Source organism: Limosilactobacillus frumenti DSM 13145, assembly GCF_001436045.1.
Lineage (GTDB): Bacteria > Bacillota > Bacilli > Lactobacillales > Lactobacillaceae > Limosilactobacillus > Limosilactobacillus frumenti.
Genome location: NZ_AZER01000016.1, coordinates 135,206 through 151,654, shown reverse-complemented (window position 1 = coordinate 151,654; position 16,449 = coordinate 135,206). Strand labels below are relative to the sequence as shown.

15 protein-coding genes are annotated in these 16,449 nt (G+C 43.3%); 2 read left to right on the top strand and 13 right to left on the bottom strand.

The window, feature by feature from the left end; translation table 11 throughout:
- Window positions 1-30 precede the first annotated feature (30 nt).
- Window positions 31-558 (bottom strand): GNAT family N-acetyltransferase, encoded by a 528-nt coding sequence (locus FD27_RS05270; RefSeq protein ID WP_057750620.1) that lies wholly within the window; start codon window positions 556-558, stop codon window positions 31-33.
- On the bottom strand, window positions 558-1,343 hold the full coding sequence (gene tpiA, locus FD27_RS05265) for a triose-phosphate isomerase (protein ID WP_057750617.1): 786 nt from the start codon (window positions 1,341-1,343) through the stop codon (window positions 558-560). The genes FD27_RS05270 and tpiA overlap by 1 nt, the downstream gene beginning before the upstream one ends.
- A gap of 293 nt (window positions 1,344-1,636) precedes the next feature.
- Between tpiA and msrA the strand changes: the two genes are divergently transcribed.
- Window positions 1,637-2,164 (top strand): peptide-methionine (S)-S-oxide reductase MsrA, encoded by a 528-nt coding sequence (msrA, locus tag FD27_RS05260; RefSeq protein WP_057750614.1) that lies wholly within the window; start codon window positions 1,637-1,639, stop codon window positions 2,162-2,164.
- Window positions 2,165-2,229: 65 nt separating this feature from the next.
- On the opposite strand, the gene FD27_RS05255 is transcribed toward msrA, so the two are convergent.
- The 3 genes from FD27_RS05255 to parE all read right to left on the bottom strand — a co-directional run bounded on the left by FD27_RS05255 (window position 2,230) and on the right by parE (window position 7,808).
- Window positions 2,230-3,162, bottom strand: coding sequence for a manganese-dependent inorganic pyrophosphatase (locus FD27_RS05255; RefSeq protein ID WP_057750611.1), 933 nt, complete (start codon window positions 3,160-3,162; stop codon window positions 2,230-2,232).
- A gap of 104 nt (window positions 3,163-3,266) precedes the next feature.
- Window positions 3,267-5,726, bottom strand: a complete 2,460-nt coding sequence (gene parC, locus FD27_RS05250) for a DNA topoisomerase IV subunit A (RefSeq protein ID WP_057750608.1) — start codon at window positions 5,724-5,726, stop codon at window positions 3,267-3,269.
- Window positions 5,727-5,747: 21 nt separating this feature from the next.
- Window positions 5,748-7,808 (bottom strand): DNA topoisomerase IV subunit B, encoded by a 2,061-nt coding sequence (parE, locus tag FD27_RS05245; protein ID WP_057750606.1) that lies wholly within the window; start codon window positions 7,806-7,808, stop codon window positions 5,748-5,750.
- Between the two features lie 214 nt (window positions 7,809-8,022).
- On the opposite strand from parE, the gene plsY reads away from it, so the two are divergent.
- On the top strand, window positions 8,023-8,652 hold the full coding sequence (plsY, locus tag FD27_RS05240) for a glycerol-3-phosphate 1-O-acyltransferase PlsY (RefSeq protein ID WP_057750602.1): 630 nt from the start codon (window positions 8,023-8,025) through the stop codon (window positions 8,650-8,652).
- Between the two features lie 82 nt (window positions 8,653-8,734).
- Here plsY and FD27_RS05235 read toward each other — a convergent pair whose 3' ends face one another.
- The 8 genes from FD27_RS05235 to FD27_RS05200 all read right to left on the bottom strand — a co-directional run bounded on the left by FD27_RS05235 (window position 8,735) and on the right by FD27_RS05200 (window position 16,384).
- Window positions 8,735-9,613, bottom strand: coding sequence for an aldose 1-epimerase family protein (locus FD27_RS05235; RefSeq protein ID WP_057750599.1), 879 nt, complete (start codon window positions 9,611-9,613; stop codon window positions 8,735-8,737).
- Between the two features lie 106 nt (window positions 9,614-9,719).
- Window positions 9,720-11,840: a type I DNA topoisomerase gene (topA, locus tag FD27_RS05230; protein WP_057750596.1), complete on the bottom strand. Its 2,121-nt coding sequence runs from the start codon at window positions 11,838-11,840 to the stop codon at window positions 9,720-9,722.
- 156 nt (window positions 11,841-11,996) lie between these two features.
- Window positions 11,997-12,863, bottom strand: coding sequence for a DNA-processing protein DprA (gene dprA / locus FD27_RS05225; RefSeq protein WP_057750593.1), 867 nt, complete (start codon window positions 12,861-12,863; stop codon window positions 11,997-11,999).
- Window positions 12,864-12,948: 85 nt separating this feature from the next.
- Window positions 12,949-13,722 carry a ribonuclease HII gene (locus FD27_RS05220; protein ID WP_057750590.1) on the bottom strand — a complete coding sequence of 258 codons (774 nt, stop codon included), beginning with the start codon at window positions 13,720-13,722 and terminating at the stop codon, window positions 12,949-12,951.
- On the bottom strand, window positions 13,715-14,587 hold the full coding sequence (gene ylqF, locus FD27_RS05215; RefSeq protein WP_057750588.1) for a ribosome biogenesis GTPase YlqF: 873 nt from the start codon (window positions 14,585-14,587) through the stop codon (window positions 13,715-13,717). Before ylqF ends, FD27_RS05220 begins: the two co-directional genes overlap by 8 nt.
- A gap of 15 nt (window positions 14,588-14,602) precedes the next feature.
- Entirely contained in the window at window positions 14,603-14,830 is a 228-nt protein-coding gene (locus FD27_RS05210; protein WP_057750585.1) for a YozE family protein, read from the bottom strand.
- Window positions 14,831-14,848: 18 nt separating this feature from the next.
- The gene (locus FD27_RS05205) at window positions 14,849-15,463 is read right to left on the bottom strand and encodes a YpmS family protein (protein ID WP_057750582.1); all 615 of its coding nucleotides are present in this window, start codon (window positions 15,461-15,463) and stop codon (window positions 14,849-14,851) included.
- Window positions 15,464-15,466: 3 nt separating this feature from the next.
- Window positions 15,467-16,384 carry an SGNH/GDSL hydrolase family protein gene (locus tag FD27_RS05200; RefSeq protein WP_057750579.1) on the bottom strand — a complete coding sequence of 306 codons (918 nt, stop codon included), beginning with the start codon at window positions 16,382-16,384 and terminating at the stop codon, window positions 15,467-15,469.
- Window positions 16,385-16,449 lie beyond the last annotated feature (65 nt).

Below are 16,449 nucleotides of genomic sequence, written 5' to 3'. Positions count from 1 at the left end.
CTTCACAATTAGTGAGTCTTGACGTTCTTTTTAGTTATGTTTAATCAAATACTCGTAAACATACGACAATTCCTCAGGGCGATAAGCGCCAGCCATTGTACCGACCTTCTGAAAACCACTCTTGATTGCTACATGCTGCATTGCTAAGTTGTTCTCGTTGGTACTTAAACGAATAGACTCAATATGAGGATAATTTGCAGCGAGGTACTTAATAATCGCGGTGAAAAGCTTGGAGGCATATCCTTTTCCAGCGTGATCTGAGTGGATGGCAACCCGGTGAATAGCTACAAACTGATCGGTCTCCATTAACCAATGACCGTTAATATGATCATATACCGGATCTGGAGCAGGAACGATAGCCACAGTTCCTACCGTTTGCTGGTCATCAGACCTTACTAGGTAGGAAAAGCCCTTCTCAATGTCTTCTTGAACATGCTGCTCATTGGGATAATCTCCCTGCCATTGGTCAATTCCCCGTTCAGCCAGCTGATCACGACCGTCGCGGAGCAGAGCCATTACCGTTTTCAAATCTCTCATTGTTGCCTGTTTAATGTTCATTACTTGTCCCCCTTCGCTTCATCTTCGGTTTGTTTAGCGGCGTCAATCATACGTAAAAAGTTGTCAACATCAAGACTAGCCCGGCCAATCAGCACGCCATCGATGTTTGGCTTGGCCATGATGGCACTGATGTTATTAGGATTGACACTGCCACCATAAAGAATCCGAATCTTGTCAGCAATCTCAAAGCTATAATAATCCGCAATTGTCCGCCGAATTAAACGACAGCCTTCTTCTGCCAAGGTTGGGTTCGCATGTTGACCAGCACCAACCGCCCAGGATGGTTCGTAAGAAACGACAATTTGCTTTACTTGGTCTAATGAAATTCCATGGAGCACCGTCATTAGTTGGTGGAAAACATAGTGAATTTCACCATTAACTTCTTGCTGAACCATTGTTTCGTCAGTACAGATGATTGGGGTTACGCCCCGCTGTAATGCCAATTGTACCTTCTTATGAACATCCTCATTGGTTTCGCCAAATAGGCGACGACGTTCAATATGCCCCAACATAACATAGGAAACTCCAGCATCATGTAAACCGCGGAGGCTAATCTCACCAGTATAAGGCCCTGAATATTCAGCAGCCGCATTTTGGGCAATGATCTTTAATCCTGACTGACCAGCAGCCTGGACCATACTTGGTAGTGAGAAAGCTTGAGCGGCAATCCCTACTTCCATATCTTTTTCGTTCGGTAACTTATCCTTAATCTGTTTAACAAAGTCAACCGATTCTGCCACATTTTTGTGCATTTTCCAGTTGGCCGCAATGAATGGTTTTCGCATAATGATAACCTCACTTTAACCTTGAAATCGTTTTAACCACTATTAATTATCACATAGATAAAGGCTGATTGCACTTTGATTGATAGATTTCAAGCGCATTGGTTGCAATTTGTCGTCTTTGATGACAAAATAATTAAAAACTCCTAATGGATTGGTTAAAAAAGTTTTCTTATATGGGGAATCCATGGGGCAAAGCATTTCGTTTTTATCGGATTTTCTTGGTATTTACTCGGAATTGTGCTGTTTTGAAAAATCTTCCAATCCTTTGAGAGAGTAGAGAAAGGTTGATATATATGAGTTTAGATACGGCAATCTTTGCAGGGGGCTGTTTCTGGTGTATGGTCCAGCCGTTTGATACTTACCCTGGCATCAAATCCGTTGTTTCTGGTTATACTGGTGGTCACGTTGCTAACCCGACCTATGAGCAAGTTTGTTCTGGAAAAACTGGGCATACTGAAGCGGTTAAGATCACTTTTGATCCTGACATAATTTCTTATGATGACCTAGTGACAATCTATTGGCATCAAACCGACCCTACCGATGCAATGGGCCAGTTTCAGGATCGTGGCGATAACTACCGTCCCGTCATCTTTGTTAATAGTCCTGAACAGCGTAAAATTGCTGAAGCATCTAAAAAAGCGCTACAGGAATCGGGGCAATTTGGGGATGATAAGATCGTCACCCAAATTGAAGATGCTAAGCCTTTCTATCCAGCTGAAGATTATCACCAAGACTTCTATAAGAAAAATCCTACACGTTACGCGCTACAAGAAGCCGGTGGTCGTGAACAATTCAAAGAAGAACACTGGTCCAATAAGTAACATGGAGCAAACTAAAAACGCGTCGACAAATTTGTCGACGCGTTTTTAATGTTAAATATTGGAAATTAGCCTTCAAAAGCTTTAGTCAATGGAGGAACAACTTGCTTCTTCCGTGAAACAACACCAGGTAAGTCCATCCGCTTGTTCTCAAGCTTCTTACCAAAGGCTGCTTCAACCTTGTCAGTATTAGCACCAACTACTAAGAGTTGAGTATCACTGTTCAGAATGTTAGTAACCATCAGGACAAAGGTTTCGTAACCATTAGCATCCATTAAGTTGTGCATTTCCTTTTCAAGGTCAGCTTGACGTGAGAAGACATCGTCTAAGTCAACGGTGTTAACTTGGCCCACACGAATCTTACTACCAGCAAGTTCAAAGGTCTTGGAGTCACCGTCAACAATATCATTATCACTCTTCTTAGAAATGTTAGTACCAGCCTTAAGCATATCAATACCGTACTTTTCGTAGTCATCAACGCCCGCAACCTTAGCTAAGTACTTAACAGCTTCACGATCATGGTCAGTCGTCGTTGGGGACTTCAGAAGTAAAGTATCAGAGATAATAGCAGAAAGCATCATTCCGGCAAGGTGAGCTGGAATATTAATGTGCTTTTGTTGGAACAATTCGGTGATGATAGTACTTACACAACCGTATGGACGAGCAGTGATCCACAGTGGTTGAGCAGTATTGAAATTAGCAATCCGGTGGTGATCAACCAAGTGGGTAACGGTAACCTTGTCCAGGTCAGCAACACTTTGTTGCGGCTCGTTGTGATCCACAAGCATAACTTTGTTAACTTCGTTGGAAACAGTTTTAACTACTCGTGGAGCCTTCATTTCAAAGTGATCCAGAGCATACTTGGTTTCGTCATTAGGTTCACCAAGGGCAACAGCTTCAGTTTCGTAACCTAATTGGTTTTGGAAGTATGAAAATGCCATTGCAGCAGTAATCGCATCAGTATCTGGATTTTGATGACCAAAAACTAATTCTTTTTCCATATCTATAATTCCTCCTGTCATTCTAAGGAACTCATTATTCAGTTCCCAACAGTATTCATTTCCTATTCTATCATGTAACCGTATAAATGGGAGCCCTTTTATAATTAATCATTTGTAACCGCGAGAATTGCGCCAAATTTGTGGCGGATCTTTACTGGCGTCCCCTGGGTATCTGTATCCACAACGAAAGTCCCGTTTGACTTTGCCGACCCTAAGTGATGGTCGGTTACCGCAACATCTTGGAAGGCGGGTCGATCGGTAATGATCTCAAGGGTCTCTGTCGAGTCAGATGAAAATGCTAAGAAGTCCACAATCTTATGCGGATGATTCTTGAGGCGGTGAATTACTAACTCACCACGGCGAGCACGGGCACCGATCGCTAAATCACTGGCGGCCATTTCCTTGAAGGCTCCTCGTTGAGTGACAAGTGCCAAGTCATCGCCCTCGTTCACAATTACATAATCAACAGCATAATCGTCATCCTTCAAATTGATAGCACGAACCCCACTAGTACGCAGGCCGGTTGTTGGCACTTCAGCTATATCGAAGCGCACAGCGTACCCTTCATGGGAGACCACCATTAACGATTGATTCTGGTCTCTCGGTTCATAGTAGTCAACACTAACCAATCGTGAATCAGCGTTCTTTAGCTTGATCCCAGTACTTGCATGACTCTTATAACGTGAACCAGGCTTATAGTCAGCAAAACTGGACTGCTTAATTTGTCCGTCATTTGTTCCCATCAAGAATGTTCCCGGACGTTTCAGGTTGTCAAAGACCATTGCCTTTATGATCTCTTCATTTTCTGCCAGACCAATTGTCTGTGAAATATGTTCACCAGTATCCTTCCAACGAACATCCGCAATTTCATGGATTGGACGATAAATAACGTTTCCTAAATTAGTGAACATGAAGAGGTGCGCCAACGTATTAGTCTGCTGAATTAATAGTGGATAGTCATCCTCACGCAAGCCATTTTCATCAATTGATGATGCCTTAAACGAACGTAAGCTAGACCGCTTAATGTATCCCGCGTGTGATACCAAGAGCACAACATCTTCCTTGGCAACAGTTACCTTAGTGTCGATCTTTAGCTTGTCAACATGATTCTGAATGGTTGTCCGCCGCGGATTACCAAATTCTTTCTTGATCTTAGTCATTTCCGAACGAAGCACCTTTGACAATTCATTGTCATCATTCAAGATCAAAGTGAATTCACTAATCTGCTTGTTTAAGTTAGCTTCTTCCTTCTGGAGTTCTGTCACATCGGTATTGGTTAACCGATACAGTTGCAAGGTTACAATTGCTTCTGCTTGATCTTCGGTGAAGGAATACTGATCAACCAAATTCTGCTTAGCATCCTTCCGGTTCTTACTTGCCCGAATGGTCTTAATAACCTGGTCAAGAATTGATAAGGCTTTGATTAGCCCTTCCACAATATGCAGCCGCCGTTGAGCCTTGTTTAAATTAAACTGCGTCCGCCGACGGATAATATCCTTTTGGAAGTTCAGGTAGGAAGTTAAAATGTGTTTCAAGCCAACCCGCATTGGCCGTTGATCATCAATTGCCACCATGTTGAAGTTGTAATTGATTTGTAGGTCGGTGTTCTTGAGCAGGTAGTTTAAAATTCCCTGGGCATTAGCACCCCGCTTTAGCTCAATTGCAATCCGTAATCCGGAACGATCGGTTTCATCACGAGCTTCAGAAATGCCTTCAACCTTTTTAGCAAGTCGTAAGTCGTTAATCCGCTTAACAAGTTGCGCCTTATTAACTTCGTATGGAATTTCAGTAACGGTAATTTGTTGACGACCACCCCGTAAGTTCTCGATCTTGGTACGCGCCCGAACAACGACCCGGCCCCGACCAGTTTGATATGCCTTACGAATACCATCTAATCCTTGAATAATTCCACCAGTTGGGAAATCCGGGCCCGGAACAAATTCCATCAATTTATCCAACGAAGCATCGGGATGATTTAATAAATAGATTAAAGCATCAAAAACTTCGCCTAGGTTATGGGTAGGTATTTCCGTTGCGTACCCAGCTGAAATTCCTGTAGCTCCATTCACCAATAGGTTTGGAATTCGAGCTGGTAAGACTGTCGGTTCCTTCTCTGTATCATCAAAGTTCAGCGTCATTTCAACGGTATCTTTATCGATATCTTGCAGCATTAAACCAGCAATCTTACTTAAGCGGGCTTCCGTGTACCGCATTGCGGCTGCTGGGTCTCCATCCATGGAACCGTTGTTACCATGCATTTCTACGAGTGGTTCTCGTAATTTCCAGTCTTGACTTAACCGAACTAACGCTTCGTAAATTGAACTATCACCGTGCGGGTGAAAATTACCCATGACGTTCCCAACGGACTTAGCCGATTTACGAAACCCCTTATCGTAAGTATTTCCATCCTTATTCATTGCGAATAAGATTCGTCGCTGGACAGGCTTCAGGCCATCACGAATATCAGGCAACGCCCGTTCTTGAATAATTGACTTAGAATAGCGGCCAAAGCGATCGCCCATCAGTCGCTCTAAAGTCATCATTTCAATTTTTCCGTCTCGCACTTGTCTGTTCCTTTCTCACTATTAAAATAGTTTTTCTTGGTTCCACGTCTTTACTGTGGGTTGTTGTTTAGCCTTTTTCTTCGTTTCGGTCTTGGACTTAATTTGACCCTTATTTTCAACCAACTTATCAGACTCCTGATCATCTGACAGAGTAAATTGAACATTATCCTCAATCCATTCACGACGAGGTTCAACCTTGTTACCCATCAGCGTTGTAACCCGGCGCTCAGCCAATTCAGCATCCTTAATCTGGACCCGAATTAATGTCCGCGTTTCCGGATTCATCGTGGTTTCCCATAGCTGGTCAGCATTCATTTCACCAAGCCCCTTAAACCGCTGCAAAGAGGCTCCTTTACCAGCATTTTTAGTTAGCTTAGTAAGCTCCTCATTGGTCCATGCATACTGGATCTTCGTTTTTGCACCGTGGCCAGTTTGCAAACGATACAATGGTGGCAACGCAATATAAATCTTACCGGCTTCAATCATTGGCCGCATGTATTTATAGAAGAAGGTCAATAGCAAGATCTGTATATGAGCCCCATCATCGTCGGCATCAGTCATGATGATAATTTTGTCGTAATTAGAGTCTTCCACATCAAACTCTGAACCAACACCAGCGCCAACTGTATAGATAATAGTATTTAATTCCTCATTTTTTAGGACATCATCAAGCTTAGCCTTTTCAGTGTTTAGTACCTTACCACGTAAAGGCAAAATAGCTTGATACTTTCGGTCACGTCCCTGCTTAGCAGACCCACCGGCGGAATCACCTTCGACCAAGAAAAGTTCATTTTTCTTTGCATTCTTGGATTGTGCAGGCGTTAATTTACCAGAAAGGTTGCGTTCTTTCCGACTCTTTCGTTTACCACCACGGGCTTGGTTACGCGCTTTGCGGGCAGCTTCACGGGCTTCGCGAGCCTTGAGTGACTTACGAATCAGCATTTGAGCAAAATCGCCATTTTCCATTAAAGTGTACCCTAATTGCTCTGAAACAATTGAGTCAACGATCTTACGTGCTTCTGGCGTCCCGAGCTTATCCTTAGTTTGCCCTTCAAACTGAAGGATCTTTTCAGGAATACGAACAGAGATGACTGCTGTCAGTCCTTCACGGACATCGCTACCTTCTAAGTTTTTATCTTTTTCTTTTAATAAGCCGACTTTATGCGCATACTCATTAAATGTTTTGGTCCAAGCGCCCCGAAAACCAGCTTCATGGGTACCACCATCTGGGGTGCGAACATTGTTAACGAATGACAAGAGGTTTTCTGAATAGCCATCGTTGTATTGAGCCGCAACCTCAACTTCGACGCCATCCTGCTTACCATCAAAGTATAAGACCTTACCTAAAGTGTCCTTGCCTTCATTCAGGTATTGAACAAACTCCTGAATTCCATCTTTGTATTGGAAAACATCCTGCCGCTCTTGGCCTTCCCGTTTATCAGTCAGGACGATCTTGATACCTTTAAGAAGAAAGGCAGATTCTCGTAATCGGTTAGCCAATGTATTGTAATCATAAACAGTAGTTGTAAAGATGGCTGGATCCGGTTTGAAAGAAACCGTAGTCCCCGTACCAGCGCTTGTATGACCTAGTTTCTTTAACGTGCCAACAGGATGACCACCATCTTTAAACTTTTCCTGGTAACGCTCATGATCACGAACAATCGTTAAAGTCAAATGAGTTGACAGGGCGTTCACAACTGATGCCCCAACACCATGAAGCCCGCCTGATGTCTTATAACCATCTGATTGGCCAAATTTACCACCGGCATGTAAGACAGTCATGATAACTTCTGGCGTAGGTTTACCAGAAGCATGCATTCCTACTGGCATCCCCCGTCCATGGTCCTGCACCGTGATTGCATTATCCTTTTCAATAGTGACATTAATTTCATCACCAAATCCTGATAAAGCTTCGTCAACAGCGTTATCGACAATTTCATATACTAAGTGATGCAAGCCACGTGAATCCGTCGAGCCAATATACATTCCTGGTCGTTTTCGAACTGCCTCGAGTCCCTTCAATACTTGAATTGAAGAATCATCATATTTTACTTGCTTTGTGGTCACAAAATGACCTCCCATTATTATTTGATATTCCAATGAACATTTGTTCGGTGAAATCATTTTACCATACATTCTACAGTTAAAGTTAATAATACCGTTGAATGTACACATACATACAAGATAATACTGCATTTTAATTAAACATTGCAAACACGAATTGGAATTATCGCTAGCAGTTAATCATAATTCGTGCTATCGTAATTGGGTAATAATTTTTGGAGGATCGTAATTAATGGTTATGAAAATCATAGGGATGGTAGTTATCGCCTATCTCCTGGGGTCCATTCCTTCTGGGTTATGGATCGGTCAAATTTTTTATCATAAGGATATCCGCCAACTAGGAAGTGGTAATATTGGCACGACCAATACCTTCCGCGAATTGGGTGTTACTGCAGGCATTGTCGTCCTTTTCATGGATGTCCTCAAGGGAACATTAGCTGCTAGCCAGCCTTACCTGTTTGGAATTTCTGCTAGTGTTAACCCCCTCTTAATTGGACTGTTTGCTTCATTAGGCCACACATGTTCTATTTTTGATCACTTTCATGGTGGCAAAGCGGTAGCAACCAGTGCCGGTATTTTATTAGCATATAATCCAGAATTGTTTGGCGTTGCTTGCTGCTTCTTTATTGGCACTTTACTGTTAACTAGCATGGCATCATGTGCAAGCATCGTTGGCGTAAGCGCGATGTTTATTATTGCCCTATGCGAGCGTGACCTTATTTTAAGTATTGTTGCTGGATTATTAACGGTTGTCATTATTTGGCGACATAAAAGTAATATTGGTCGAATCCTGACCGGCAAAGAATCAATGGTTTCCTTCGGATTAGGTCACTATCTTAAGAATCATAAATCACACGAATAAGAAAAAGGGACGTTGAATCGTAGAACAATCTATGATTCAACGTCCTTTTTAGGAAATTAGGTTTATTTATAGTGGAGTTAATTTAGAATGGCTGAATGCTAAAGTGGTAATCATCAGTACCACGGGGAGCTAAGCGATGCATACCCTGCTTATGGAGCAATTGTCCATCAGCAGCAACATTATCAGCAATTCCCCACCATGGTTCAACACAGGCGAAGTTAGCCTTTGTTGGGTATGGTGACCATACACCAACATGTTGCGTCCCATGTGTGTGCACATGAACTCCATGCTGGCTGGCTGGATCTGTCAGTGTTGCGGTGAAGTCGGCACCACCAGTTTCAAAAATAACTGCATCATTTTTGAAAAGGTCATGATCAATGGTTAATGGCTGGTGCATATCAATTGTCAGAGGATGAGCTGAATCATTGTACGGACCATCTAACACAACGCGAGAATAAGTTTCGGCTGGACTAACACTCAGTTGAACCTGATCAAATCGACCATTTGCTGATAACGGCATATTGAAACCTGGGTGGGCCCCAATAGCATAAATTAATGACTGTTCTGCATCCGGGTTGGTAACTGAATAAGTGACCGCCAATTGGTTACCAGTTAATTCATACTTAACCCGTAACGAGTAAGCGAATGGAAAAGCCTTGCGGGTTTCATCGTCATCATGTTGTTCAAGCAATACGTAAGTGGCAGATTGATCAAGAACCGCAAACTTACGGTCACGGGCAAATCCATGTTGCGTTTGATGATAGGTTTGACCATTAAATTGATATTGGTCATCCTTCAAGCGACCAACAAACGGGAATAAGATTGGGGCTTGACGATCCCAAGAAGCGGGATCTCCCTGCCAAAGATACTCAATTTGATTATCTACTCGTTGAATGCTGTGTAGTTGAGCACCCAACTCATTGATTACCACTTTTAGTTGATCATTTTGTAATGTAATCACAATGCAGCGCCTCCTAAAAAAGCTCTCTAACCGCATAATAGCAGATTAGAGAGCTGAATTAAATTAGTTAAATAGTAAAATTTAGTAAAACTTTTCTTTAGTGGTTTTACTTCTGTGGCTGCTCTTTATAATCACCATTTGGACAGACAACTTGGGTGCCACCCTTAATCTTCTTAATAACGAGGTAGTGACCATCTTTAGGACAGTTTCTTCCAACCGGTCGATCCCACGATACAAAGTCACAATCTGGATAACGAGAACACCCATAGAAAGTTCTATTTTTCTTTGATTTGCGTTCCACAACGGTCCCCTTGCCGCACTTTGGACAGGTAATCCCCGTGTCATGGACGATAGCCTTGGTATTCCGACAGTTTGGAAAACGCGAGCAAGCATAGAACTTACCATACCGTCCCATTTTAACGACCATTGGGGCACCACAGATGTCGCAATCAACCCCTGCTAGTTCATCCTTCATCTCAATTTTGGCAACAGCGTTTTCTGCCGCTGAGACTTCTTTGGAGAATGGTTTGTAGAAGCTATCAACAACTTTGACCCAGTTTCGTTTACCTTCTTCAACCTGGTCCAACTCACCTTCAACGTCCGCCGTAAATTTAACATTTACGATGTCCGGGAACTGCTTAACGATGATTTTATTGACAATTTGACCAAGTTCCGTTGGTTCGAAATGACGGGCAACTAAGCGGACGTAATATCGCCGCTGAATTGTGTCCAAAGTTGGGGCATACGTGGAAGGCCGACCGACCCCATTTTCTTCGAGGGTTTTAATTAAGGCTGCTTCCGTATAACGAGCTGGCGGTTGGGTAAAGTGCTGGGCAGGATCATCGCTAATCATCCGTGCCTGTTCACCCTCTTGCAAATCAGGCAAAAGATTGTCCTGCTCCTTACCACGCTTATAAACCTTGGTAAACCCAGCGAATTTTACCTTAGACCCATTTGCCCGGAAATCCACATTATTTTGTTCCAGATTGACGTTCATGGTGTCAATAATTTCCGGAGTCATCTGGCTAGCAACAAACCGCGACCAGATCAAATTGTACAACTTGTATTGATCATTAGTCAGGTACTGCTTCATTTCTGCTGGAGTCCGGTAGACAGATGTTGGCCGAATAGCTTCGTGTGCATCCTGTGCCCCTTCAGGGAGTTTACCTTTAATTGGTTTAATGGCCGCATATTCGCTACCATACTTCTCATGAATAAACTTTGAAGCTTCGTGCTTGGCAATTGAGGCAATTCGCGTTGAATCAGTCCGCATGTAAGTAATCAGCCCAACCGGTGAACCCTGTTTAATATCAATTCCTTCATACAACATTTGTGCAGCCATCATTGTCTTCCGGGTCCGGAAATTCAAACGACGGTTAGCATCCTGCTGCATTGTCGAAGTAGTATATGGAGGCTGCGGTTGGCGTTTCCGTTCACGACGGACAACCTTGGTAATCTCGAAGTCCTGTTTCTTATCAACTTTTCGCAAGATCTTTTGGACATCTTGATTGTTGTGCAGAGCCACCTTTTTACCATTTTGACCATAAAAAGTGGCCTTAAACTTATCCTTCCCTTGCTGGAAGGCCGCATCAATCGTCCAGTATTCCTCAGGCTTGAAATCGCGAATTTCGTTTTCCCGTTGAATAATTAGGTTTAATGCTACTGATTGAACACGTCCTGCCGATAAGCCCCGCTTAACCTTCTTCCACAGGATTGGACTAATTGAATACCCCACGAGGCGGTCTAACACCCGCCGTGCTTGCTGGGCATCGACCAAGTCCATGTTAATAGAACGTGGTTCTTTAAAGGCTTCCTTAACGGCATCTTTAGTGATTTCGTTAAAGGTAACCCGGTTTTTATCATTATCATCTAATTTCAGAATATTAGAAACATGCCATGCAATTGCTTCCCCTTCACGATCGGGGTCAGATGCCAGGTAGACAGCCTTAGCATTTTTAGCATCCTTCCGCAGTTCTTTAATAACATCACCCTTACCACGAATCGAAATGTAGTCCGGCTGATAATTATGTTCAATATCAACTCCCATTCGACTCTTAGGTAAATCCCGAACGTGGCCTAAGCTGGCAACGACTTTATATGACCGGCCCAGAAAACGACCAATCGTCTTTGCTTTTGAAGGTGATTCCACAATTACTAATTTTTTCTTCGGCTTAGCACGCCGCCGCGTAGTCTTTCGTTTAGTTGTTTTTTTAGTACTGGTTGCCATTTAATTGGCTCCTTACTGAATTACTTTTTTGACCTAGATAAGGAAATCTAGTCATTATACTCCTCTATTATTAGTCCATTTCACCCAGGGATGTCAACTAGTCCACTGAGATCGAGTTTAGATTGTAATCGAATTTCAACCAGAATGCAAGAAAGATCAGTTCAAGCTCCTAAATTCTGCCAGTAAGTCATCAGCATTATGAACGGGTGTGGCTCCCGCCCTAATCAAATCATTACACCCCATCGAATACGGGGCATCAACTCTTCCCGGAATAGCACAAACATTACGATTTTCATTTAAAGCTAAATTTGCCGTGATTAGACTCCCCGACCGTTGTCGCGCCTCAACAACCAAAATCGTTTCAGCTAATCCGGCAATAATCCGGTTCCGTTCCGGAAAATGAAACGCCAGGGGTGCTGCTCCCAAGCCGTACTCGGATAGGACCAAGCCATGCTGCATCACCTGCGCCTGCAGTTTCTTGTGCTGTCGGGGATAAACGAGGTCTAAGCCACACCCGACAACTGCCACCGTTTTACCATGATGTTCCAATGCTAATTGATGACTTAAACCATCGACGCCAGCTGCCAGGCCACTAACAATCGTCAGATTATGCGCAACCATTGTCGGCAAAATGCCGCGTAATACTCCTGCACCATACGACGTCATTTGGCGGGCACCGACTACGCCCAACATTTGTCCAGAAAGAAGCGTCCGCTGCCCAGCATAAAAGATCACCAGCGGCGGGCAGTAAATTTCTTTTAATTGTGGTGGATAATCAGAATCGACGATTGTGATAAAAGATTGCTCTAAGTTGAGTTGAACTTGCCTGGTCAATTCTCGGCTATGCCAGTGTTTTTCCAAGGCGCGCCGGGCCTGCTTATTCAAGCGTTCGTCTTCAACAAGTAGGTTAATATCATTAAAAGCCCACTTATAACGAGCCAGCACCCAGATCTGATACTTACTAACCGGCCCTAACCCTGGACATAATGCTAGCCGTAGTAAGAATCCCCTAATTGTTAACATATACTCATCCCTCCATTATATATAAACGGCGGAATAGAACTGTTTGCACGAAAAAATGCTCAATCGACTAATTGAGCATTTTTAATTAGTTCAAATATTCTGGTACTGGGCTAAAGGAACGGCGATGAATCGGGCACGCCCCTAATTTACGCAACCCAGCCAGGTGTTGTTGCGTTCCGTAACCCATATTTTCCGCAAATCCGTATCCAGGATAAACCTGATCATAGTCACGCATTAAGTGATCACGATATTCCTTCGCCACAATGCTGGCCGCGGCGACGGAAATACTCTTTTGGTCACCCTTGATAAGGGTGGTTTGGGGAACCGCTAGTTCAGGTAATGGGACCGCATCAACAATCAGGTGGTCAGGACGATGGTTCAATGACCGTACGCTTCTCATCATGGCATCCTGAGTTGCAGCATATATATTTAATCGGTCAATTTTCTCACGATCATTCACGGCAATACTAATTTCGACGGCTTCATTAACAATTTGGAGGTATAGTTCTTCCCGTTCATGCCGAGTTAATTGCTTCGAATCCGTGACGCCCACTAAATCAAACGAACTATCTAAAATAACAGCACAAGTGACGACGGGGCCAGCCAACGGTCCACGGCCAACTTCATCCATCCCAGCAACATAATGACAGCCGTGGGTCCAATAATAGTTTTCATACTTGAAACGTTGGTGAAAGGCTTGTAAAGCAGCTTGGTAGGCTTTAAATCGACGCTGCCATTGCTTCAGCGCCTGTTGAACCCCCTTCCGCGAATCATCTTTCAGTTCATTAATTAACGGCGCCGTGGGATCAGTAATGGTCGCTAATTGCCGTTTAATCTCTGCAATTGTCATTTTATTCATTAACGCCATCCTCATTTAGGTCAGCTGGTACTTCCAAGGTAATTGGCCCTAGTTTCCCCTTACGTAAATCAAAGATGAGGCGTTCACTCGCCCGGTCATAATCATCACGAAAGCCCATCTTTTGCGTGATCGTTAAGAGAAGGTCTGGATTGGCAACTTCTGCTGCTAAATCGGCATCCGTTAACCGATACCGTTTCTTTAACGTTTCTGGTTGCTGTTGACGAAGGTATGCTAATGCAAATAGCGCCACATCATCCTTGGCAAAAAGACTATCTTTAATGGCGCCAGTTAACGCTAGCATTGTTCCCTGCTTTTGACTAGCAAATTTAGGCCACAGTACACCAGGAGTGTCCAGCAATTCAAGTTCGGCAGATGAACGTAACCACTGTTGGCCAGTTGTTACCCCCGGGCGGTTACCAGTTTGAGCAACGTTTTTCTTCACAAGATGGTTCAATAACGTGGATTTGCCAACATTTGGCACCCCTACACACATTGCACGAATGGGCCGCTTCTTCATCCCTTTTGCCTGTTCAGCTGCCAGTTTATCGCGCAGAATCGATTTGCTAACCGCAGTAACTTGTTTACCTACGTTATTCTGTCGCGAGTCTAACGCCAGAACTGGTTGGTCGTGCTCCTTAAAAAATTGCTTCCACTCGTCCAAGCGAGATTGATCAGCAAGGTCTGTCTTCGTCATAATTAATAGACGTGGTTTGTCTCCAGCCGCGAGAGCAACTTCTGGGTTTTGCGACGAGTAAGGAACCCGTGCATCAACTAGTTCAAAAACGATGTCGACTAACGGCATTTGTTCACGAATTTGGCGGAGCGCTTTAGCCATGTGACCAGGGAACCATTGTATTACAGCCATGATAATCCTCCTTACTTAATTCATTGCATCTTGATACTTTTGCCACGCGGCATCAAAAATGGTCATCGAAGGTAGATAGTCAGCATTTTCTTCCAGGTACTTGGAAATTTCCTCAAAATCTTGTGATTGTTTTGGAAAAGCAGAATCAAAAAATGCATTATTGGCAAATTGTTCTACCTCGTTAGCACTATTTGGATTGCGTTGGGTCATAAGGTAATGATAAAAACTCATTCTAACTGCCATGACATTTGCTCCTTCCTATTATTTTGATGGTACTGTAATTAAGAACCGAAACTGGCCCTTAGCCATATTAATTTCTTGGGCGGAGTACTTCAATTGACGATGCTGACTATAACGGTTCAAATCCAGCAACACCGTCTTTTTCTTAGGATTGATGGAAACCCACTTGGGGATATTGTAATTATTGGCGATATAGCCCATCACGAACTTGATGGGGATGTTAAGACGTCCCACTGACAATCCCTTGGCAGTCAGCAAAACATTCCCATTAGAAGTGCGTTCAGGAATGAAGTTAATTGCAAAACGAACTTTTGTCCCTAGAAATTTAGTATCACCAGTCAAGGTGGCGTACTTATTACCAACCAAGAAATGATATTTGATCTTCTGATCTTTCAAAAAGTGGCTTAAGTAATTGGATGATAGTGCATTAACCTGGTCCTGATTCAAAACCACACTAAAAGATGTGTCACTGGTTTTAGCCAAACGGCTAGTTTCAGGGAGAGGCTGAGGAGCAGTGGCTCGATTTAATACGACTCCTGTTCCTAAGACAAGTAAAACTACCAAAACAATAAAAGCCCATTTCCAACCATTAAATGAATGAAGACTGTTCTTGTGCGTTTGTCGATGTTCTTTCATAGGCTACTCCTTCGTGAATTCCCAATCATCATGCCGTTCCATACTCTTAAATAACCGATTAGCAATTTGCTCATAGCCACGGTGGTTCGGATGAAAATTATCATCAGTAGAAATCAAATTATTCAAGTTATGATCTTTGTTACTCATAATACTCAGAGCTCGGGATTGGGAAACCTTTCCATGGTTAACCGCCTGTTCGCGTTGCACTAGCTGCTCACGCTGTGCCTTAGTCGTGTACTGCCCGTACGACATGAGGTGATTAATATCAACGAAGTACATATAATGGTAATTTTTCATCGTTGATGCTGTTGCTTGGTTCCACTGCACAACGGCATTATTAATTACCGCAACATCAGGGAAGTAAGTGTAGAACGGGTTATAAATACTCATGACAAAAATCGGCGCATGTGGGTTCTCTTTACGGACTGCATTGAATAACTTCGCTAACTTCTGCTGATAAGTAACCTGGGCTTGGTCAATACTCTTTTGAACAGATGAAGTTGACTGCATCAACACATCTCGTTCGAGTGTTTGCATCAAATCATTACCACCGACTGTCATCGTAACCACATCAGCAGAATGTAAATCTGCGCGTAGTTGCTTTTGCGAATCTAACCGGTCTAAGATCTGATCAGAGCGATCACCGCTAACACCATAATTCACAGTAGTTACTGTTGTTTTATGGTAACGATGTTCAATTTTTTGCTTGATGATGCTAACATAGCCGCCCTGTTTCTGCTCATCACCCTGCCCGTGAGTTAGCGAATCGCCTAATGCAACTAGTTTAACATTCTTCTTTTCGACACGCTGAGGAGAAGTGATTGAGTGATGAATAAAATGCTGTTGGTAGCTAAACCAACCGATCCCACCGATGGCCAGCAGGGCGATCATTGCAATCAACCATTTAAAACCTGGCTTCATATAATCCTCCTTACGCAAAAAGCGGGCACAACAATGAGTTAAAACCCATAGTTAGCGACCCCGCC